The organism is Pseudarthrobacter sp. 05T312, from assembly GCF_056396685.1.
The window spans coordinates 68,148-90,013 of record NZ_JBFTLY010000022.1; the positions used below are offsets into that span (position 1 = coordinate 68,148).

Consider the following 21,866-nt stretch of genomic DNA (forward strand, 5'->3'; position numbering starts at 1 on the left):
GAGTGGTGCGGGTCAGGATGCGGCCGTGACGATGATGGGAACAAGTCGTGCCATCAAGCCGCCGAGCGCACCGCCAACCAGTGGCCCTACGACCGGCACCCACGAGTAGGCCCAGTCGCTGGAGCCCTTGCCCTTGATGGGAAGCACGAAGTGGGCAATCCGGGGCCCGAGGTCACGGGCGGGGTTGATGGCGTAGCCGGTAGGACCACCGAGGGAAACACCGATACCGACCACGAGCAGCGCAACTGCGAGCGGACCGAGGCCGGAGGGGGTGCCCCCGAGGGTAAGAATGACGAAGACCAGCACAAAAGTGCCGATGACTTCGGTGATGACATTCCAGGGCGTGGACCGGATGGCCGGTCCGGTGGAGAAGACGCCGAGCTTGCCCGCGGGTTCCGGCTCGTCATCAAAATGCTGCTTGTATGCGAGCCAGCAGACCACCGCACCGAGGAATGCACCCACCATCTCACCGGCGAAGTAGGTCAGGGTGGAAGCGAAATCGATGGCGACCCCCGGCGCGTACTCGGCCTTGCCGTTGAGCAGCAACCCGAGCGTTACGGCGGGGTTCAGGTGCGCGCCCGACTTGGCGGCGACGAAGACACCCGCGAAGACGGCGATTCCCCACCCCCAGGTGACCATGAGGAAACCGCCGTTGTTGCCTTTTGTCCCCCGCAAAGCCACGTTGGCAACGACGCCGCAACCCAACAGGGTCAGCATGCCCGTGCCAAAGACTTCGGAGAGGAAGACTATTCCTAGAGACATCTTTGACTCCTTCTTTGTTATTGGTCCTTTTTCAGTGAGATAGCTTGGGGTAGCGAGGCGTTGTGATCCCGCCGGTAGGCCTGTTCAACCTTCTGGTTATCCGTTTCCACGCGATGAAAACGCTGCAGCACGTACTTCGCATGCAGCATTTCTGCGTTCCGGTCTCCCGCACGCCAACCAAGGGGGGTTGAGAGCACCTCGGCCACTTCGTTGAGGAGCTCATCGGTGACCAGGCCGCGGAAGGCCAGGGAGGTACGCCGGATGAATACATCCACCAGGTGTCCGACCTGCTCGTTGGCCGCCATGAACTCCAGTTCACGGACACTGAGTTCCCGGGTGGACCGCAGGACGTGGTCGGGCTCGGCGTCGAGGTAGGCGATCACGTCTTCGGCGCGGGTGCCGTAGCGGGTGAGCAGTCCGGCGGTGCGGTCTGCGTCCCGGCCCTCCGCCATGTGCGCCTTGATCCACTTCTGCACGCCCGCTTCATCTGCGGGGAAGCCGGCGCCGCCGCCGATGGGGAGCTGCGCCGTCGAGACCTTGCGCTGGACACCGAGTTCGGAGAGGACCTCATTGGTCAGGTGCTCGGCGAGGGCGCGGAACGTTGTCCACTTGCCACCCACCAGGCTCAAAACGAGGGCGCCGTTTCCGTCCTGCCCCGAGGCGCGCCGTTCGATGCGGTAGTCCCGGGAGACGAAGCCGGGCTGGGTGGCGTCATGGCTTGGCAGAGGGCGCACACCGGAGAACGTGTAGACAATATCGTCCGGCGTCACGTCGATCGAGGGAAAGACGTGGCCGATCAGGTCGAAGAAATACTGGATCTCCTCGTCCGTGCAGACGGCATCCTCCGACATGTCCGCATCGACGTCGGTGGTGCCCACCAGCACCCGGTCGCCCATCGGGTAGATGAGGACGATCCGGCCATCGGTGTGCTCGAAGAAGATCTCGCGTCCGCGGCAGGCGGCAAGGAGGCCGGGGTGGTCCAGCACGATGTGCGAGCCCTTGGTACCGCCCATGAAGGACGATGCCGCGCCCATGGACTCGTTGGTGAGGTCCACCCACGCCCCGGTGGTGTTGACGATGATGTCAGCCGTGAAGTCGAACTCTTCCCCGGTGAGTTCGTCGCGCAGCCGGACAGTGCTGCCACGGCCCGGTCCGGGGTTGGGCGCCGGAGACACGGACTGCAGCGAGAGGTAGTTGCTGGCGCGGGCTGTGTCACCCTGTGCCCCGGTGGCCTGGGCCTTGTTCGCCCGGCCGGCCTTCTCGCCGTCCTGCAGGACATCAAGGGTCAGCCGCTCCGGGTTATGGACCGAGGCGTCAAAATACGTGGCGGTGTATTTGACGTCGGGCCGCAGGGCCGGCAGCTCCTCGAGGGCTGCCTTGTGCGCGCGGAACTGGTGCCGGGGCACCGTGCCGCCGTCCCTGGAGAACGAATCGTAAAGGCTAAGGCCGACCTTGATCAGGAAAGCACCGCGCTCCTTCGGCTTGCCCTGCTGCTTGTGGGTCAGGAAGCGCAGCGGTGCAGACAGGATCCCGGAGAACGTGCTGAAGATCGGAATGGTTGTCTGCAAGGGCTTGACGTAGTGCGGGGCAATCTTCAGCAGGCGGTTGCGTTCCACCACTGACTCCCGGACCAGGCGGAACTCGCCGTTCTCCAGGTAGCGGATGCCGCCGTGGATCATGTGCGAGGACGCGCCACTGGCTCCCTGGCAGTAGTCGCCGCGCTCCACCAGGGCCACATCAACGCCCTGCAGCGCCAGGTCGCGGAAGGTGCCCACGCCGTTGATGCCACCACCCACCACCAGTACCTTCGCGTGGGGGCGGCGGCGCAGGCTTTGAATGGAATTTCGTTCCGCACCAACTCGTGCAGCCGGGCGCGATTTGAAAGATGAATTATCGGGACTCAAAAGACTTCCTTGGCTTTGGGGATGCCAGCGAGGCAGCCGGCGGGTTCCCCACCATTGTTCGAAGTGGCGGAAAATCGGGTCAAGCGACTTGCACAAACGTGCACGAGCAAGACGCGTCGTGCTGGTGAACCAGTGGGGGTGTGAGTAGAAGGGCCTACTTGCCGCAAGAATGACCTAAGCGGCCCAGATTCTGCCTCTAAGTGCGTGGCTGTGTACAGCCGGGGTCAGGAGCAGGCTCGTATCCCTGGGAGTGCGCTTCCTATGACAAGGGAACTCAGCGGCAGCGGCAATGGGATGCTGGCTTGCCAGGCGGTAAGTGAACGCGGCGTGCAAACGGATCAGGCTGGAAACCGGGCTGGGCAGAATGGTCGATAACTTCATTCCGGGTGGCAAGCCAGTGAGATTCAGGCCGAAAGGCCTTCACCGTCTCGGCCTCCTCTGATCGTCATGGCTATGAGGACCAGAGGAGGCGGGCCGGCCGGGCATGCTGGCTCAGAAGAGCACCCCGCTGGCCGTTTTTTCAGCCGCGCCGCACAATCGAAGGCTCTCTGTCACGGACATCTTCTGACGATTCGTCCTGTTAGACAGCAAATCGTGCGACCAGGGACTTACCTGCTAGTCCGGATGCGTTAAACGAGATCTGGACATTGGGACTTAGCGCCAGGACAGTGATTCCAGGGTCGGTTTGCAGGGTGCTGGTGGCCGGCCCGTCGATGGTTACCGTTACGGGACCGGTGACCTTTTGTGTGGGATCGGTGACGGCGATCGAGAGCTGCCCGTTTTTGCGTGTGGTGACGATGGATGCCCTGTTGTTGGACTGAATGCCCGCGGTCTTCGGGGGTGTAGGTGACCAGAAATTGATCATGGTGGTGCCGGTGCTCGTACGGGTGGCGGCTTGGACATCGTTGTTGTTGGCAACCACGGTGATGTCGTTGGAGGATGCCATGCTCGAGGTTTGCGCTTGGGTTGCCGCGGGCAACTGGATGTAGGAGTAGGTGCTGTTGCTTGGGTTCACTCCGTGATCTATCCACAGGGTGATGAATCGTCGGCTGTAGGTGGTCGTGTCATCGTAGACGCCGCGGTTGTCCATGTCGGTCCACTTGCCTGTGCGATCTTCCCGCAACGCTTTAAGCGGTGTCCCTGGGGTGAACACGTAGCCGCCGACATTGGGAATCCAAACCCAGTTGGCGGTGAAGGAGCTCGGGGTTGGGCTTGGCGTAGTCAGCACGGATGTCCCGTCGATGATAGGGACGGTGGCGCCGTTGGGGCCGATGTTACGGTTCTCGATTATGGTCTCTACGGTGTCGCCATCGGTGCTGCTGATGGCACCGCCGAGGCACACGATGGCGTCGTCCATGCAGAACCAGGATTTGCGCCCGGTCAGTGTTTGGGAGGCTGGTTTAAGTCCCATGCCAAGTGCGATATTCCCGTCGAGTAAGGCGCCCCCGGCCCACGTATTGAGCGAGGTCCGCGTTGCTGCTGGAGACAAAGTTTTTGTGCCGACGGTGGTGCCGGGAATGCGGTATTTGTTGGCCGTGGGCCAGTATTGGTTGGCCCAGTGTGCGTTCTGGCTGGAAAGGTTGAGGTAGACCGCTCCCTCTCCGGTGTACCAACCGAGGCGATTCTCGCTGCCGCTCTCGTAGGGCTTGATCACCGTGCTGTCCATTGCCACGGCGTAGGCGAATGTTGGCCGGCGGTGGACTGCTCTGGCCATGGATGTTGCCACGACGCTCTGTGTTGATTCGGCTGCTGACGGAATGTTCGTATCGGCCACGACTGCTCGTCCCTTCACGATGGAGGGCAGCCGTACCTGTTCGATCGGGACACTGTCGTAGACAAAGAACGGAAGGAACTGGTCGGCGTTGATCCAACCCTTGCACTGCCCCCGAACGACAAGGGCTTGGGCGGCGGGAAATACGGAGGCGAGCTGTAGCAGGGTGGCGATCGTTAGCCTCCCTACCCGGTGGTCGGTCTCGTAGAACCGTGATATTCCTCTGCCCCGAGTCATGTCCATAAAGGCACCCCCGAAAATCCAGGGGACATAATTCTGCTGCACCCAGTCGTAGACTTCAGCGATCTGTGCAGCGTTGAAAGCCCATGGAGTGCCCAAGGTGGCGACCATGGAGTATGTGAGGTACTGCAGGAGTGAGACGGCGTATCCCCCGTTGTAGGAGAAATACTGGTGTTGAATGAAGCCGCCGTCTGTATAGAAGCCGTCACCGGTCGAGACGTAAGGGAAGATTGCCGCGTATGCCGTCATTGCACCAGAAATCGTGGCACTGTCCTGACTGAGGGCACCGCGGACTATAGCTATCGAGCAGGCCCAGTTGCGGTTTGCTCCGGTGGAGGTGCTGCCTGCGGTGATAGTGGGTGTCGGTGCATACCGTTTGATGGCAGCCATCGCTGTAGCAACCTGTGTGGCTGAAAGGTCCTCGTACAGCAAGACGCAGAAGTCGTTGAGCGCCAGGGGAATGCCGATTTGGAAGTCCCACCAGTTGTCATACTGATTGGTGACACCGTATTTGTTGCTCAGGAACCAATCGAGGGCAGAGACGATGTCGGCCTTCAGCTGCGTGTTCTCGTAGAGGGAGGATCCAGGAGACTTCAACGCGAGAGCCAGCGTCCGAAGCCGGCCCATGTTGTTCCGTTGAATCGCTGAAACGCTACTGCTGTTGAGGTCGGCCCACAGATAGGTGCGGTTGGAGGCAGTCGATAGGCTGTCCCATAAGGATTGTGCTTCCGCTGCTGATGCCGTGACATATTGCTGGACCGTAGAGTCGGAGAGGTCGTAGTTCGAAACCAGGGTTGCGCGCCACTGCGTGCGGACTTGGTCAAAATCCGTGGCCGTCGCAGCCCGGGCTGGCGCCGTAAACAGCGCGCCGACTGCCAGCATGGGGACCGCGGCTGCACCCGCAAGTATCAGCGAGCGACGGGAAACCCCTGGACTAAGAGACGCGCCCCTCGAAAAGGCACTTGAGAACGGCATGGAATCTGTAGGCGACATAGCGGCCCCTTTCGTGATGAGGTGATGGCCAAGCCGCCCGATACGCGACCGGCTCCCTATCCCCCGATCCTTAGATGCTCCACTCCCGAGCATTCAGCCGTCAATAAGATAATACCTATTATCAGGGCAGAGGGGCCGCGGCTCCTCTATGATGATTTGTATTATCAAGTGTTTGGAAAGGAACGCCGATGACGTCGAGCCAGGGGGGGAGAGTTACCCAGCGCAAGATTGCGGAACTCGCGGGGGTGAGTCAAGCGACTGTTTCGCTTGTGCTGAACGGCCGTACCGACAATGGTGTGCGCATACCTGACGAGACGCGGAAACGTGTCCTTGACGTCATCAAAGCGACGACCTATGTTGCCGATCCTGTTGCCCGCAGTTTGGTGGGCGGGATGAACAATCTTGTCGGAGTGTTCACCTACGAACACGCATTTCCCAACGAAACTTCAGACTTCTATACACCCTTGTTGACCGGCGTGGAGAGTGCAGCCGAGGCTTTAGGCTTGGACCTGTTGATGTTCACCAGCGCTCCGCTGGTCGATGGGCGCCGCCAGATATTCCATGAAAATAGCCGGCTCCGCCTGGCTGACGGTTGCATACTGCTGGGTCGGAAGATGGACAATGACGAGCTTGCCAGACTGCGGGACAGCGGGTACAAGTTCGTTGCTATCGGCCGCCGCGATGTTGAAGGCATAGCCTATGTCGGTGTTGACTATGGCACGCCCACTCGCGAACTGGCTCGTCAAGCCATCGGGGCCGGCCACGCGGCTGCTTTCTACGCCAGGCTGTCTCTCGCTGGCGAATCATCCCGTGACAGGCATGACGCTCTGACGGACGAACTGGCAGCTGCGGGTATTGCCCTGACACAGGCAGAGACTACGGCAGTCGGTTTGGCTGAGGTGTGGCGGCGCGTGCGCGCCGGAGGGGCCACCATCCTCTTTGTTGAGGATCCCAAGGACGCAGAAGAGCTCTATGCCCTCGCTGCCGCCGATGGCGTCGCCGTTCCTGAGGACTTGTCATTTGTGGTCCTGGGTGAGCGGGATCGTAAAAGCGGGTTGGGGGTTGATTTTACCTGTTTCAGCGCTCCGCGCACCGAGCTTGGGGCGCGCGCTGTAGCCCTTCTCGATCAAATACTCAAAGGTGTGCAGGGGCCGACGTTGTCTACCAGGCAGCTGCTGGAGTGCACGGTGCTTCCGGGAAGAACCCTCGGCGTGCCATCGGTGAGGAGTTACCGGTGAGCCACCGCTGAGATGATCCCAGCCGGCTCTGCCTCCCCGTCTCCGCCGCGGGGTGGGCCAGAAATTTGATGTTGATGGTCAGGAGATTTTCGTGGACTCCCGACCGCATGGGTGATTGACGCCAGTTGTCAGCAGCAAATTTAGCCTCTCCCGCGGGACGCAGCTGGACGAATTCGCAACTTCTTGCGACCACCGTTGCAACCTCCCTTAAAGTCGGCCCGGCCGTCACAGTTTCCCTTTCCGCACCCGCTGCACCTATATGTAATAGGCATGGCTACTAATCTGACTCCTGCACTGGCCTGGCGCCGATTGCGCGAAGGCAACGAACGATTTGTCAACGGCGAGTCCAGCCATCCGAACCAGGACGCTTCACGGCGCTCGTCGCTGGTGGACACGCAGAATCCATTCGCAGTGATCTTCGGCTGCTCCGACTCGCGGCTTGCGGCTGAGATCATTTTCGACGTTGGCCTGGGCGACGTTTTCGTGGTCCGCACGGCCGGGCAGGTGATTGACGACGCCGTCCTGGGCTCACTGGAATACAGTGTTGCCGTGCTGGGGGTGCCGCTGATCGTGGTGCTCGGACATGACAGCTGCGGCGCCGTCACGGCCACGAGGGACGCGGTGGAGACAGGCGAGATGCCGGCGGGATTCATCCGCGACCTCGTCGAACGCATCACCCCCTCCGTCATCACCTCGCTGCGGAACGGTCAGACCGGGGTCAACGACATGGTGATGGAGAACGTCAAGCAGATGTCCCAGCGCCTCGCGGACAGTTCGCGTGTGATTTCCGCCGCAATCGAGGAGGGCCGGACCGCAGTCATCGGACTCTCCTACCGGTTGGCAGAGGGCCGCGCCGACCTTGTTTCCGGAATCGGCGAGCCCTAGGATCCATACGCCGGCGGTCCGCCGGTCCGCCGGCAGCGTGCCAGATCGCCATGCGCTAGCCCCATGTCGAGCGCGTTCGGTCGTGGGCGAGGGAGCAGGAGGGGCTACCGTTCTCTCTGTTGAGGATCAAGGACGCGGAGCGTTTATGCCTTCGCTGCCGCCGATGGCGTGGCCGTTACTAAGGACCTGTCATTCGTAGTCCTGGGTGAGCAGGATCGTCAAGGTCGGGATGGTGCTTCCACATGCCTCAGTGCTCCGCGCAACGAGCTTTGCGTGCGCAGTAGTCCTTCTCGACAAGGAAAAGGCGATCACGCCCGCATGAGAGGCATCGCCCGTTCCGTGCCGGTTGTCCGAATGACTCACAGTCGTTTTGAGCTGGTTAGAGCCTGTGTCCACAGGCCACTTTGCACATCCCCCACCAAGCGGTAGCTCAAGCCCGCCCCAACCGGTAAACGGAACGCGGCAGAACTATTGAAATATCGGATCATACGCATTATCGTGATGTATATCATCGGATAATACGCATTAGCGACGGTAAGGGAGGGATCAAATGGGCGGGCAAAGAGGTGCGGGGAGGATGACGCAGCGCCGCATCGCTGAGCTCGCCGGTGTAAGCCAAACAACCGTGTCATTGGTGCTGAACAACCGGGTGAATGCGACGGGGCGAATCGCGAAAGAAACACGGGATCGTGTAATGGAGGTGATTCGGGCGACAACCTATGTTGCCGATCCTGCTGCACGCCGTCTCGCCGGCGGCGAGAACCAGATTCTCGGTGTGTTCACGTACGAGGCTGCTTTCCCCCATGAAACCGTGGACTTCTATACTCCGCTTTTGACAGGGATTGAGTCCGCGGCAGAGGCGCTGGGTTGTGACTTGCTGATGTTCACCAGCGCCCCGGTCGTCAACGGGCACCGACAAATTTTTCATCAGAACAACCGCTTGGCGTTTGCTGACGGATGCATTCTCCTGGGTCTGGAAATGGACAGCGAGGATCTGCGGAGACTAGCCGTGGGCGGATACTCCTTTGTCGCCATAGGTCGAAGGAGTACGCCAGGAGTGCCGTATGTCGGTGTTGATTACGTTTCCTCCACCAAGGAGCTCGTTAAGCAGGCTTTGCAGTTGGGTCATCGGCGGTTCCTCTACCTGGAGAGGGACAGCCGGGGAGAGTCCGTGTTGGACCGTCGCGCCGGCTTCCGGGAGGGCCTTGCAGGCGTTAGAGATACACAACACATGTTTTACACGGTCTCAGGGAAGGGCCTGAGCGAGGCATGGAAAGCGATCAGGGCCTACGGCCCTTCGGTCCTGTTCCTCGAGTCCGAGGACCATTCCGCGGGACTGCTGAAACTGGCCACCGAAGCAGGTTGTTCGGTACCCGGGGATCTCTCGATCATTGTTCTTGGGGATCCCCCGCGGTCAGGTACCACCGATATCGATTTCACACGTCTCAGCGCTCCCAGGGAGGACCTGGGGGCCGGAGCTGTGAAGCTTCTGACAAAAATCATTGCGAGCAAAGAGCGGATTCCTGATTCCGAGCTGCGTGTTCTGCTGAGCTGCCGCTTCGTGCCAGGCTCCACTCTTGCTGCGCCCAAAAACGAAAGAGCCGCCCAATGAACTATCTCGACACCGACGTTCTCATCGTCGGAGGTGGCCTTGGCGGCGTAGCAGCCGCACTGGCAGCACTCAAGGCCGGCCGCCGCGTCGTTCTGACAGAGCAATATCAATGGCTGGGTGGACAGCTGACCAGCCAGGCGGTTCCAATGGATGAACACGCGTGGGTGGAACAATTCGGCGTCACAGCGTCCTACAGGAAGCTGCGCGAGGGCATCAGAGACTACTACCGTGCGTGGTATCCACTAACGGAGGAGGCCCGCGCAAAAAGCGACCTCAATCCCGGTGCGGGCCTGGTCAGCCGCCTTTGCGCGGAGCCCAAGGCCGCTGTTGCAGTTATTGACGCTCTGCTGGCGCCTTATCTGGGTACGGGCCGGCTGACAGTTCTTCAGCCTGCGTTGCCAGTTGAAGCGGAAGTGTCCGACGTCCGCATCACGAGTGTCACCGTCAGGGATGCCCTCACGTCAGAACGCACACAAATCACCGCGGCGTTTGTTCTGGACGCGACTGAAACAGGCGAACTACTCCCCCTCGTCGGAGCGGAATACGTCACCGGCAGTGAGTCGCGGGAGCAAACAGGTGAGCCAAGCGCTCCCGAAACTGCCAGTCCGGATAATATGCAGGCCTTTTCGTGGTGCTTCGCCATTGATCATGTCCCGGGAGACCACACCGTTGAGAAACCGCGGGATTATGACTATTGGCGCAACTACCAACCGGAGTTCTGGGGCGCGCCCATGCTCTCACTCACGGGGCCTGATCCGCGCACCCTCGAGATCGTCACCCGGGAATTCACACCCACAATCGACGACGATCCGCTCGCCATCACCGCAGACCAGAGCCAGGCCGCCGGGGACCGGGAGCTATGGACCTTCCGGCGCATCGTGGCGCGGAAGCTTTTCACGGACGGGCACTTCAACAGTGACATAGTCCTGGTCAACTGGCCGATGATTGACTACCTTGAAGGCTCGATCATTGACAGCCCGGCCCCGGAAAAGCACTTGGAAGGTGCCCGGCAGTTGTCGCTGTCAATGTTCTACTGGTTGCAAACTGAAGCGCCGCGACCCGACGGCGGAAAGGGTTGGCCCGGACTCCGCCTTCGCGGGGACATCACCGGAACCACCGACGGTCTTGCCCAGGCACCCTATATACGTGAGTCCCGCCGCATCAAGGCGGAATACACAGTGGTGGAAAACGACTTGTCCGTCGCCGTACGAGGCAATGGCAAGCCCTCCACTTTTTTCGACAGCGTCGGAGTCGGCATGTACCGAATCGACCTGCACCCCTCCACCGGTGGCGACAATTATATTGACGTCCCATCGGTACCCTTTGAAATTCCCCTCGGAGCACTGATCCCGGTCCGTCTGGAAAACCTGCTCCCGGCGGGAAAAAACGTCGGTACAACACACCTCACCAATGGAGCGTTCCGGCTCCATCCCGTCGAGTGGAATATCGGCGAGGCAGCAGGTTGGCTGGCAGCCTTCTGCCTGGAGCGGGCGATTGAACCCCGAGCCGTACGCAACACTCCTTCCATCCTGAAGGAATTTCAGACCTTACTCGCCGGGGCCGGTGTCGAACTGCACTGGCCCGACATCACCGGCTACTAATCAAGGAGCACTAAATGAAACCAGCAAAGAAGCTGACAGGAGTGGCGCTGCTGGCAGCAACGGCACTGACTCTTGCCGGCTGCGGAGGATCGACCGAAGCAAGCAGCGCTCATACTTCCGCCGCCCCTGGAAGCGTCACGCTGCGCATGACTACCTGGACTTCGGACGCGACACAGCTCGCCTTGTTCAAATCCGTTGCCGACAGCTACAAAAAATCCCACCCGGAAATCAAAGACATCACCTTTGATTCACTGCCGGTGGCGGACTACACGTCAACGCTGACGACCCAGATCGCCGGTGGCAACGCACCCGACATGGCGTGGGTCCTCGAAAAAGACGCACCAGATTTCGTAAAATCCGGAGCTCTCGCACCTCTGACCGACACCCTCAAAGCCGCACCTGACTACAACTACGCAGACCTGAACAGCGAAACAACCAAGCTCTGGGCCCAGGACAACCAGCTCTACGCGTACCCCTTTTCGACCTCCCCCTTGGTGATGTTCGCCAACGACAGTCTGCTCAAACAGGCCGGCCTTCCAACATCGGCAGAGCTGCAGTCACAAGGAAAATGGAACTGGCAGGACCTGGCAGCCCTGGGCTCGGTGGTGAAGTCCAAAACGGATAAGGACGGCATCATCATCCGTGACTTCAACTACTCTGACTGGTCCAACCTGGCCTCCGTGTGGAATGCCTGGGGAGCCGCTCCCTGGAGTAGTGACGGGAAATCCTGCACCTTCAACTCGCCCGAAATGAATACTGCCTTCACGTACATCCACGACGGCATCTTCAAACAGCACGCATTTCCCGGGCCTGGGACCAGCCCGGACTTCTTCGCAGGCGATTCCGCATTCACCGTCACCCAGATTTCGCGCGCTTCACTCCTGAAAGACGCCAAGTTCGGCTGGAACGTCCTGCCGCTGCCCACCGCTACCAAAGGCCCCTACTCTGTCGTCGGGCAAGCCGGCGTCGGAGCACTGGCGAAGGGCTCCCACGTCCAGGAGGCGGAGGACTTTATCGCCTACCTCACCAACCCGTCCAACGCCAAACAGCTCGCCCAGTTCTTCCCGCCGCCCCGGACCTCGCTTCTGACGGCCGACACCCTGGCGGCCACGAATAAGCTCCTCTCCAAAGAGCAGATCCAGAATGCAGTCATCAAAGGCATCGCAGAAGGTCAAACCAAAGCCAGCCACACCAACTCGGCTGAAATCTCCCAAAAAGTGAAGGCCGCCCTGGACCCGATGTGGCAGCCCTCAGCCGACGTGTCGAGCGTGCTCAACAATGTATGCACTGCGATCAAACCCCTCCTGGCCGGTTAGGAACGCGCGTGTCTGTTCTAAGTAAAGTAACGCCGGCCCGGGGGGCTCCCCCGGGCCGGGCCCCCGGCCGTCAATCCCGCCGGCCCTCCGGGCTGAACCGCCGCCGCGACGCTGTCACCGGCTATCTTTTCGTGGCACCACAGGTTCTGGGGATCCTCACCTTCGTGATCGTCCCGCTGTCTCTCGTTTTTTACTACAGCTTCAACGAATGGAACGTGCTGGCAGGAACATTCAAATTCGTCGGAGCAGCGAACTACCAGCAGCTCGTCTCGGACCCGCAGTTTGGTGAAGTAATTCTCGCTACTGTCATATTCTCCGTTGGTCTTGTTGCAATCAACATCCCTCTGGCCCTGCTCCTGGCGGTTATGCTCAACCGCCAAGGACGAGGAATAGCGGTGTTCCGAACACTCTTCTTTTCCCCCGTCGTCGTCTCCCTGGTCGCGTGGACCCTCGTCTGGGGATTCCTGCTCCAGGACAACGGGGGGATCAACGGGATTCTGCACGCTGTAGGCATACAGGGACCTAACTGGCTGCAGAGCGGGCCGACCGCCATGGCCGCCGTGATCGTTGTGCAGATATTCAAAAATGTGGGGTTGAATATGGTCCTGTTCCTGTCCGCCCTACAGGGTGTACCGACGGAACTCTATGAAGCAGCCCGGGTTGATGGGGCAACAGGCCCCATCGTGTTTCGCCGGATAACCCTCCCGCTGATTTCGCCCACGCTTCTATTGACGATAATTATCACCATCGTCGGGTCCCTTCAGGTATTCGCACAGATCGCAGTGCTCACCCAGGGAGGTCCAGGCCTCTCCACCACGGTCCTCGTGTACTACCTCTTCCAGCAAGCCTTCGATTTCCACCACTTTGGATACGGATCGACCCTAGCCATCGTTCTCTTCCTCGTGGTCCTGGCGCTCACTGTCCTGCAATGGCAAATGCGCAAAAGGTGGGTATTCCATGAGAACTAGTGAGCTTACCGCTGCACCCTCCATCGGCACCGGGCTGCGGTTCGGAAAGCGATGGACCAGGGCAGCGCTATACCTGCTATTGGCAGTTATGGCCATTCCCTTCGTCTTCCCGACCTGGTGGATGATCACCTCATCCTTCAAATCAATCAATGAAATCCTTGCCTTCCCGCCCACACCCTTACCGGTTGACCCCTCCCTCCAGGGGTACCTGCAGGCTTTCACCTTCCAACCGTTCGCCAGACAGTACTTCAATAGCCTGTACATCGCGGCAGTAGTCACGGTCCTGACCATGCTCGTTTCCTCAATGGCCGGGTATGCCTTCGCAAGGATCCGTTTCCGGGGGCAAAATATCCTTTTTCTCCTCGTGCTTGCGGGTCTGCTTGTGCCCAGTGAAGTCACCATCGTCCCGTTGTTTCAGATGTTCAATGCCGCTGGACTGGTCAACACACACTGGCCGCTCATACTGGTCACATCCTTTGGCGCGCCAAGCGTCCTTGCCACATTCATCATGCGGCAATTCTTCATCGCCTTGCCGACGGAACTTGAGGAGGCAGCACGGCTGGACGGACTCGGCCGGCCAGGAATCTGGTGGCGGATCGCGATGCCGCTGGCACGGCCTGCTCTGGCAGCTGTCGCAATTTTCACGTTCTTGAACGTATGGAACCTGTATCTGGAACCAACGGTTTATCTCTCCTCCCCCGATCTGTTCACCCTGCCACAGGCGCTGACCCGATTCACTGATGCCTACAGCGGGCCTATGTGGAACGTGCAACTGGCCGCTGCCAGCATGACCGCCGTGCCTGTGCTGATAGTTTTTGTCATCGCCCAACGCCAGTTCGTAGAAGGGCTCGCCCAATCCGGACTAAAGGGATAAACAACGGATGTCACAGGTCCCACAGGAGCAGTGAGACGCGACTTCCCAGACCGAAGTGGTGACCCCATCACGGTCAACGACCCCAGAAAAAGTACGAGGCAGAGCGTAGAAGCATGCTGACAAAACCAGCTCCCACCTGGAACCGTCAGCAGCAAAAGTTCTCTTTCAATTCTCATCGTCGATCAGGAGCACGACCCCATGGCGCTATTTGACCTATCCCTGGAGCTGATGCGTGACTACACGGGATCGGGGAAGGAACCGGCTGACTTCGATGCATTCTGGCAGCGGACCCTCTCCGCTGCCCGAACGTTTGATTCCAGGCCGGAAGCAACGCCCGTGGAGACGCCGCTGACGACAATGGACGTCTACGACGTACGGTTTCCCGGATTCGGCGGCCAGACGATATCTGCCTGGCTTCGGGTTCCACATGGTGCCCACGGCCCACTCCCCACCGTCGTGGAATACGTCGGATATGGAGGGGGTCGGGGTTACCCAGAAGAGTCCCTTTTTTGGGCATCCAGCGGGTTCGCCCACTTTCAAATGGACACCCGGGGACAAGGCGCGGGATGGTCTGTGGGTGACACGGGGGACGAAGGACCCAGTGGCCCTTCCCATCCTGGATTCATGACCCGCGGAATCCTCGATAGGGAGCATTACTATTACCGCCGGCTGATCACTGACGCGGTTCGTGCCATCGATGCGGCACGAACATTGCCGCAGGTGGATCCCACGAGAATCAGCGTCGTCGGCATCAGCCAGGGCGGCGGATTAGCCCTGGCGGCCGCCGGCCTGGTTCCCGATCTCGTCGCCGCTGCCGCCCTAGTGCCATTCCTGTGTGACTTTCCGCGGGCGCTAAATATAACTGACCGGCCACCGTATGGCGAGATCGGCAGCTATCTGCGTGTTCGGCGCGACGAGGTAACAGGTGCCATGGAAACACTGGCAAATTTTGACTGCGTATTTTTCGCGCGCCGCGCTGCGGCGCCGCTCTACGTCTCCGCCGCACTCATGGACACCACATGCCCACCATCGACCGTCCACGCCGCTTTCAACAACTATGCCTCCACCGATAAACGGCTCCAGCTCTGGCCCTTCAACGGGCATGAAGGTGGAGGCATGGTCGACCTGAAAAACGCCTTGGACCACGTCACCGTTCACGTCGCGACACCACGCACAACTACCCCCTGACAGTCATGCGTCCCAAAGAGTTCTCCTACCTCGAACCCTGTTGCTTCAGCATGCATCCACCCCTTCCTGCCCATGCCGGCTGCCGTTATGCGGGAAAAGGACAGCGAACGGAAGCTCCGGGTGTCATCGGGACGCTTCCAGAGAAAGAAGACCAGCAATGCCGAAAGAAGAAAGCAAGGTGCTGCCGGAAACGTTAGAAGTTAGCGTCAGGACAAGAAGCGAGCTTGACTCCGCTTTGAACACCGCGGTCAGAACCTTGCAGCCTGCCGCAAGGGCAAAAAAGGTGGGCGTCGCTGTCACCCGTCTCGCACCAGGACAATACGTCGTAGCTCTGAGCGCCGAGGTTCCCTACGGCGTCACCTGTGAACGATGGCATGAGCTGGCCGGCAGCCCGCTCACGGTCCCCCCGGCTGTGCCGGCAGCAGACAGCAACCGCACGGACCGACGGGATTACAGCAATGGACATTCCTCGGCCGTGACGTCCGGCGGCCCGGTGGGGTGAGCCCAGCTCACCAAACTTCCGGATCCCAGCCCCGTCCACTGCGACCAGTGTGCGCACATCCGGTCAGCAACCGCGAACCATCACGGACGTCACTCAACCCCGGACGTCAGTGAAAGCAACTCCCACAAGCAGTCGCAGGTTCAGCGTCCGGCCTTCACAATCCGACGCTTCAACGACGGTCTAGGCGTCCTCCGGGCAGTTCAACAGGAACGCACAGTGATTCCTTCCCCTACCGCCGATTTGACCCCGCATTCCCCAGTCCCACCCGTGCACGTTTGTGCATAGTGCTTGATCCGGTTTTCCATCACTTCGAAGAATAGTGAGGAACCATGGCCGCAGCCTTGCTGGCGTCCCTCAAAGAACCAAGGAAGTCTTTTGATCCTCAATAATTCATTTCTACCGTCACACCTGACTGCTCCTACTGCCGGGGTAAGACGAAAGTCAATTCCAAACCAGCAAATCCCATTCGTACTCTGCAGACCAGTTACCATCGGGTTCACAAAACTTATTGAACCACGGAGCACCCATGGGTAGTTCAAACCCGACTGTTGCCATCGACGCGGGTCAATCATCAATTCGCGCCAGGCTAGTATGCAATGGCAAAACGCAGTTAGAGCGACAGTTCCCACCAGTCCTCACCGACATGTCGCTTATGCCGCAACTAGAACGTGTAGTCTGCGAGACCCTGTCAGGTCTGAATCTGCGGAATATCCGAATCTCCGCAGCGATGTCGGGGCTAACACCGAGCAACTCTGATGCGCAAGCTGTCCTCCTCAGCTGCCAAGCCGTTGGCGTAATTTCAGTCCATTTGGCGCATGATTCGGTGTCAGGTTACCTCGGTTGCCTCGGCTCGCGACAAGGCTCTGCAATTGCTGCTGGAACTGGAGTGGTAACTCTGGCAACTGGTGCCAACGCCTACGCAAGGGTGGATGGTTGGGGGCACATCCTGGGGGATGCCGGGAGCGGCTACTGGATAGGTCGGGAAGGTCTCGACGCCGCGATGAGAGCTTACGATGGCAGAGGAGAGGAGACAGCCATTCTCGAGCTGTTCAAGCGGGACTTCTCGAATATAGAAACAGCTTACATAGATATTCAGTGCGACATTGAAAGAGTTTCGTTAGTTGCTTCCTATGCAAAGCAGATAATTGAACTTTCTGAACGGGATGCGGTAGCAGCGCGCATTGTCGATCAAGCCGCTAGCGAAATGGTGCACTCGGTTGGAGTAAGTCTTCGACGTACAGGCTGGCTTCCTGACTCACGTCCATATATCAGCTGGGCAGGGAGCATCCTTTCCAATCCCCTAATAGGCATGCCTTTTCGCTATAAACTGGGCAGGGCCTGGCCTAACGCTCTCCTTGTAGCCCCATCGGGGAATGCCTTGGACGGCGCTGCTAAGTTAGCTGAACTCACAACGCACCACCCCCTGTATCAATTGCTTGACGTAGCAGCTTTAGAAACCATAAATGTGTAGTTCCCCTCCCGCACCCTCTGGGCACAACCTGCAAGCTCCTACACAGGGGTAGCTAAACCGCTTACAAGGCTGTTAGCGAAGATGATCAATCCTGCAAACCAGCTCCGGACGCCAATCACCCCGAGCCTGTAGACAGCCGTGATTTTAGTCCGCCATCCGGGCGATCAGGGGACTTATCGCCCGAAGAAAGCGATGACCGCAACGATCAAGCAGAAGACAACCTCGTTGAGGAGCAAAACCCATATGCCAGCTACTGAAAGGCTGCAGCTCTCCTGCGGTAGCGAATCCACACCGTTCCTTAATCCAGGGACGGTAACGCACCCACAGCCGGAAAGTGCTGTGGTGATACTGGGCGTGCTGTATCCCAGCATCCTCCCTCAACCCAGCGAAAACCCCTGGCTTGATCCTCCCCTTCCCTCTTCCTGCTTCGACGGCGACAGACAACGCGAAGACGTAATCTTTTATGATCCTCTCTCTCGCAGAAACGATAGTGGGTCCTCAGGTCCGGCGTCACGAGAAAGACTAAAGGCTAGTGGATACGCAAGCCGTGCAGAGGCCCAGAGGATTCTTGCCCGGGATCTGTTGTTGTTGTCGCTGCAACGCGCGGACATCCAAGGCCGGGACTAATTTTTTTACCGACCTAGCCAATGCGGACGTCGCCGTCGAGCCTCCGGCTGGGTTTTCTAGGCCGTGCGGGCGGTCGGCTCAGGCAAGATCAACCAGGACGAACACGCCCTTCAACTTGACTCTCCTCGTATCCAGCGCCGGTCGCCCCTCGTAGACGCCGGCGCTCAGCTAAGACTCAGGCGCGCCTGACCAGGGCTTGCCATCCAGCCGATGACCAACACAATCCGATGGAGGAGTTATGCCAGACCTCGGCCCTACCCTGAGCACGGACGACTGGGTCTTCCTAAACGCAGGTGACCGTGTTATTGTCTCGCGCCCAGACGAGCCGCCCTGTCGTGGGACCATAGACGACGTCTCAGAGGACGCGTGCATCATCTGGGTATGGCTTGACGGCATAGGCCGCATTCTCGTAACCGAGCACGATGCGGTGACCTTCACGCACCCATACAGACCCAACAAATGGAGTAGACCGAATATGTAACGCAAGGAACCGGTTCCACTACTCGTCGGATATGCGCCCGCGCGGCGATTTCTGCGGGCTTCGGCAACTCCGGCGAGTATGGCTTGGAGGATCATGCGTGTTCCTTGAGGGCGGTTTCAGCCCCAGCCTGGCCTGCTTCCAGGATCCCAAGCCGGGTTTTTGCTGGATCCGGCCAAGTTCTGCTTCAAGTACACCCCAAGCTGACGTTAGGGCGGCTGGCCAGGGAGGATCTTCCTGTCGGCGGAGCTCCGGTCTGGTTCTCTGCCAGCTGTAGGGCCGCAAGAGGTGACATCTCCGGCCCCCTGCCCCCGGTGAATACCATCAAGCCCACGATTTGTGCTGTTTGGCTGATCCCCGGCGGGACCGCGGTCTGTTTCCTGCCCCTCCGATTGTCAGGGTGGGCTCAGAGAGCATCATCGAACCACTGTCAATGAAATGAGTTGGACGCTAATCTGACGCCCACGACGACTGGGGCGCCGGCGTCAACGGTACCGGCACAGCTCTACAGGTGTTGTTGCCGTGTTAGGCCAAATGGAACCGCGGGATGCGCCCGTACGATGTACCGGCCGGGTGCTAAGCGGGTGACCATGATCCCGGTGTGATGGCGGGTGGCTGCGTCCTTGATCCTCTCGATGGCCTCGTTCAGTGCGTGCTCCTCTTCGGAGCTGTCGTTGACGTTGACCTCGATCATGCCGGGAGAGGTCTCTCGGCTCAGCGCCGTTGTCATGGTTTCAGGTCGATGGTTGTTGCTGCCGGCAGATCCGTGACTGAGAAGCCAGCGCGGAGCTGGTAGTTGCCAGGTTCGTAGTCCCACCCGTTATTCCAGTAAGCGAGCAGGCGTGTGGGGACCTGCAGGTTTACTGAAACCGTTTCGCCCGCCCCCGCCCAGACGGGTGCCGAGCCGACGAGCCATCGAACGGGCCGGTCAACAGCGGTGTCCTTCTTTTCGGCGTACACCTGAATGACCTGCTTGCCTGGACGTTCGCCGGTGTTGGTCAGGGCGACTTCCAGGGCCACGCTGTCCCCGGGGGCAACAGAGGTTGCCGGTCCTTCCATGTTATCGAGAGACCAGGTGGTGTAGCCGAGGCCGTAGCCGAACTCGTAGGCGGGGGTGGCGCTGGTTTTGAGCCAGGCCCGGTATCCGATGTGAATACCCTCGTCGTACCGGAGCTTGCCGTCGGCATCCGGGGTCGTGTTCAGAACCGGAACACTGCCCTGGGTCGCCGGCCAGGTGGTGGGGAGGCGGCCTCCAGGCTCGGTGGTGCCGGTGAGGATGTCGGCCAGCGCGTTACCGAATTCTTGGCCACCGAAGTAGCCGATCAAGACCGCGGCAGCATCATGCCGCCAGGGCATGATGACGGGAGAACCGGCGTTGACGATCACAATCGTGCGCGGGTTCGCTGCGGCGACGGCGTGGACCAGCCTGTCCTGGTACCCAGGCAGGTCCAGCGTGGTCCGGTCGTAGCCTTCGGATTCGACCCGTGAGTTCGTGCCCACGACGAGAACGGCGACGTCGGCTTCCCGGGCGGCCTTCGCCGCTTCAATGATGAGCTCTTCGGGGTCCGTGTCAGCGGGTTCGGTGCCCAGGGTGACGCTCAGGGCGTTATCCAAGGGGCCTGTCCGCTCAGAAGTGTCCAGTTCCACCAGGACATCCAAGGCGACGCCTGCGGTGACGGGGATTTCCACGGTTGAGGACGGCGGCGCGAGGAAGGACTCGGCGATGTCTGTGCCGTGCACCTCGATGTTGGCTTCATGGACCAGCACTCCGTCGATCCGGATGCGTGCCCGGCCGACGGTAGCGGCGCCGAGGCGGATGAAGCCTGTTTCGTCCGGGGTGTAGGTGGTGTGCAGCCGGACAGAGGAGGATTCGCGGATGGGGGCGTCCCCGCCAAACCAGACGAGGGCGGTGGAGCGGCGGTCTTCCGTGAACAGCTCGTTGCCGTCGACGTCGAGGAACGCGACCCGCAGTCCGGGCGTTCCCGTGGCGGGGTTGGTCATCTGCGTCAGGGGGAGTTCGGCGACGCCTTCCTGGACGATGGCGCCAGTGCTGTAGGTGACGTTGTCCGGACCGAACGCGGCGCGGATCCCATCGAGCGGGGTGACGACCTTTTCCGGGAGCACAGTGGCTGACCCGCCGCCCTGGGTCCGGGCGTACTTCGCGTTGTGTCCGATCACCGCGACCTTGCCCACGGCGGCTAGTTCAAGCGGCAGCACCCCATCATTCTTGACCATCACGGTGCCAGCCGCGGAGGCTTCCCGGGTGAAGGCCACCAGGTCTTCACGGTCCACGGGCGCGGCGCTGACGGGCTCGAAGCCTTCAAGGGCGCCGACCCGGGCGGCGAGCTGCAGGATCCGCAGGACCTTCCTGTCGATGCTGGTTTCTGCGACCTCCCCGTCGCGGACCGCTGAGACGAGGGCTCCGTCCCAGGGACCGTCTGGTCCTGGCATGACGAGGTCCTGGGAAGCCTTGGCGGCATCGACGCTGCGCACGGCGGTCCAGTCGCTGATCACGACCCCGTCGAAACCCCATTCACTGTTCAGCGGGGTTTCGAGGAGATCGTTCTCAGTTGCCGTGGTCCCATTGATCGAGTTGTAGGCACTCATCACCAGCCAGGCGCGCGACTCGACGACGGCTTTCTCGAACGCCATGAGGTACAACTCACGCAGGGGACGCTCGTCCACGATGGCGTCAATGGTGAAGCGGTCGGTTTCCGAATCGTTGGCGACGTAGTGTTTCGGGGTCGCCCCGACACCGTTGCGCTGGACACCTGCCACATAGGCCGCTGCGAGGTCGGCGGTGAGGACGGGGTCTTCGCTGAAGGCTTCGAAGTGCCGGCCACCCAGGGGCGAACGGTGCAGGTTGATAGTGGGTCCGAGGACGACGTCGACACCCTTACGCCTGGCCTCCACGGCAGACGCGGCACCGAGACGGTCCGCCATGGCAGGATCCCACGTCGAGCTGATCGCCGTCGCCGACGGAAAATTTATCGACGGCTGACGTTCGTCCCACACCTCGCCCCGCACGCCCGTTGGACCATCGGATACCAAGATCCGCCGCAGGCCGATTTTTTCCATAGGCCAGGTCGTCCAGAAGTCACGCCCGGTCAGAAGTTGGACTTTTTCTTCCAGCGTCAGTTCCAAGAGAAGAGATTCAAGGCGTTGCCTGACTGCCAGGTGAGAGGCAAGTGTTGTGTCCATGTGGTTCTTCCTAAGGTAAAGGTGATGCACTGCAGCCGATCTGGGGCTGGGAGATTAGTTGGTCTCATCGGTCCGCACGAGTTCGGGCGGTTTTGTTGCGTTGGATGAATTGATAACTCGGACGTGCGGGACAGGCAGCTGTGAGTGGGTGACCGCATGCCTGCGCGCTTCCTTGCCATGCGGTGCCGCTGCCCCTCATTCCTAGAGCAGTTGTGCTTCCAGTTTCCGTAGTTGT

14 protein-coding genes are annotated in these 21,866 nt (G+C 60.3%); 9 read left to right on the top strand and 5 right to left on the bottom strand.

Annotation, left to right across the window (positions count from 1 at the left end):
* Positions 1 to 12: 12 nt before the first annotated feature.
* The 3 genes from AC1DIP_RS19925 to AC1DIP_RS19935 form a co-directional block, all read right to left on the bottom strand.
* Positions 13 to 762, bottom strand: coding sequence for an MIP/aquaporin family protein (locus tag AC1DIP_RS19925; RefSeq protein ID WP_377204774.1), 750 nt, complete (start codon positions 760 to 762; stop codon positions 13 to 15).
* A gap of 17 nt (positions 763 to 779) precedes the next feature.
* Positions 780 to 2,600, bottom strand: a complete 1,821-nt coding sequence (locus tag AC1DIP_RS19930) for a glycerol-3-phosphate dehydrogenase/oxidase (RefSeq protein ID WP_477734932.1) — start codon at positions 2,598 to 2,600, stop codon at positions 780 to 782.
* A gap of 646 nt (positions 2,601 to 3,246) precedes the next feature.
* Entirely contained in the window at positions 3,247 to 5,559 is a 2,313-nt protein-coding gene (locus AC1DIP_RS19935) for a polysaccharide lyase 8 family protein (protein ID WP_477734828.1), read from the bottom strand.
* A gap of 299 nt (positions 5,560 to 5,858) precedes the next feature.
* Between AC1DIP_RS19935 and AC1DIP_RS19940 the strand changes: the two genes are divergently transcribed.
* From AC1DIP_RS19940 to AC1DIP_RS19980, 9 genes are all read left to right on the top strand, one after another.
* Positions 5,859 to 6,908 (top strand): LacI family DNA-binding transcriptional regulator, encoded by a 1,050-nt coding sequence (locus AC1DIP_RS19940; RefSeq protein WP_477734829.1) that lies wholly within the window; start codon positions 5,859 to 5,861, stop codon positions 6,906 to 6,908.
* A 270-nt stretch (positions 6,909 to 7,178) separates the two neighbouring features.
* Positions 7,179 to 7,793, top strand: a complete 615-nt coding sequence (locus AC1DIP_RS19945; RefSeq protein WP_477734830.1) for a carbonic anhydrase — start codon at positions 7,179 to 7,181, stop codon at positions 7,791 to 7,793.
* Positions 7,794 to 8,370: 577 nt separating this feature from the next.
* Positions 8,371 to 9,405, top strand: a complete 1,035-nt coding sequence (locus AC1DIP_RS19950) for a LacI family DNA-binding transcriptional regulator (RefSeq protein WP_477734831.1) — start codon at positions 8,371 to 8,373, stop codon at positions 9,403 to 9,405.
* Positions 9,402 to 11,006 carry an FAD-dependent oxidoreductase gene (locus AC1DIP_RS19955; RefSeq protein ID WP_477734832.1) on the top strand — a complete coding sequence of 535 codons (1,605 nt, stop codon included), beginning with the start codon at positions 9,402 to 9,404 and terminating at the stop codon, positions 11,004 to 11,006. Before AC1DIP_RS19950 ends, AC1DIP_RS19955 begins: the two co-directional genes overlap by 4 nt.
* Positions 11,007 to 11,047: 41 nt before the next feature.
* Entirely contained in the window at positions 11,048 to 12,322 is a 1,275-nt protein-coding gene (locus AC1DIP_RS19960) for an ABC transporter substrate-binding protein (RefSeq protein WP_477734833.1), read from the top strand.
* A gap of 131 nt (positions 12,323 to 12,453) precedes the next feature.
* Positions 12,454 to 13,290, top strand: a complete 837-nt coding sequence (locus tag AC1DIP_RS19965; RefSeq protein WP_477734834.1) for a carbohydrate ABC transporter permease — start codon at positions 12,454 to 12,456, stop codon at positions 13,288 to 13,290.
* Between the two features lie 88 nt (positions 13,291 to 13,378).
* Positions 13,379 to 14,164: a carbohydrate ABC transporter permease gene (locus AC1DIP_RS19970; protein WP_477734835.1), complete on the top strand. Its 786-nt coding sequence runs from the start codon at positions 13,379 to 13,381 to the stop codon at positions 14,162 to 14,164.
* A 198-nt stretch (positions 14,165 to 14,362) separates the two neighbouring features.
* Positions 14,363 to 15,352, top strand: coding sequence for an acetylxylan esterase (locus tag AC1DIP_RS19975; RefSeq protein ID WP_477734836.1), 990 nt, complete (start codon positions 14,363 to 14,365; stop codon positions 15,350 to 15,352).
* Positions 15,353 to 16,581: 1,229 nt separating this feature from the next.
* Entirely contained in the window at positions 16,582 to 17,325 is a 744-nt protein-coding gene (locus AC1DIP_RS19980; RefSeq protein WP_477734933.1) for an N-acetylglucosamine kinase, read from the top strand.
* Between the two features lie 1,610 nt (positions 17,326 to 18,935).
* Here AC1DIP_RS19980 and AC1DIP_RS19985 read toward each other — a convergent pair.
* Positions 18,936 to 19,124, bottom strand: coding sequence for a hypothetical protein (locus tag AC1DIP_RS19985; RefSeq protein ID WP_477734837.1), 189 nt, complete (start codon positions 19,122 to 19,124; stop codon positions 18,936 to 18,938).
* Positions 19,125 to 19,156: 32 nt separating this feature from the next.
* Complete coding sequence (locus AC1DIP_RS19990; protein WP_477734838.1) at positions 19,157 to 21,373, bottom strand: beta-glucosidase; 2,217 nt, start codon at positions 21,371 to 21,373, stop codon at positions 19,157 to 19,159.
* Positions 21,374 to 21,866 lie beyond the last annotated feature (493 nt).

Excerpts from the sequence above, each read along its gene's own strand:
- AC1DIP_RS19925 (WP_377204774.1), bottom strand. The coding sequence starts at position 762 with ATGTCTCTAGGAATAGTCTTCCTCTCCGAAGTCTTTGGCACGGGCATG.
- AC1DIP_RS19935 (WP_477734828.1), bottom strand. The coding sequence starts at position 5,559 with ATGCTGGCAGTCGGCGCGCTGTTTACGGCGCCAGCCCGGGCTGCGACG.
- AC1DIP_RS19940 (WP_477734829.1), top strand. The coding sequence starts at position 5,859 with ATGACGTCGAGCCAGGGGGGGAGAGTTACCCAGCGCAAGATTGCGGAA.
- AC1DIP_RS19945 (WP_477734830.1), top strand. The coding sequence starts at position 7,179 with ATGGCTACTAATCTGACTCCTGCACTGGCCTGGCGCCGATTGCGCGAA.
- AC1DIP_RS19950 (WP_477734831.1), top strand. The coding sequence starts at position 8,371 with ATGACGCAGCGCCGCATCGCTGAGCTCGCCGGTGTAAGCCAAACAACC.
- AC1DIP_RS19955 (WP_477734832.1), top strand. The coding sequence starts at position 9,402 with ATGAACTATCTCGACACCGACGTTCTCATCGTCGGAGGTGGCCTTGGC.
- AC1DIP_RS19970 (WP_477734835.1), top strand. The coding sequence starts at position 13,379 with ATGGCCATTCCCTTCGTCTTCCCGACCTGGTGGATGATCACCTCATCC.
- AC1DIP_RS19975 (WP_477734836.1), top strand. The coding sequence starts at position 14,363 with ATGGCGCTATTTGACCTATCCCTGGAGCTGATGCGTGACTACACGGGA.
- AC1DIP_RS19980 (WP_477734933.1), top strand. The coding sequence starts at position 16,582 with ATGTCGGGGCTAACACCGAGCAACTCTGATGCGCAAGCTGTCCTCCTC.
- AC1DIP_RS19985 (WP_477734837.1), bottom strand. The coding sequence starts at position 19,124 with ATGATCGAGGTCAACGTCAACGACAGCTCCGAAGAGGAGCACGCACTG.
- AC1DIP_RS19990 (WP_477734838.1), bottom strand. The coding sequence starts at position 21,373 with ATGGCGGACCGTCTCGGTGCCGCGTCTGCCGTGGAGGCCAGGCGTAAG.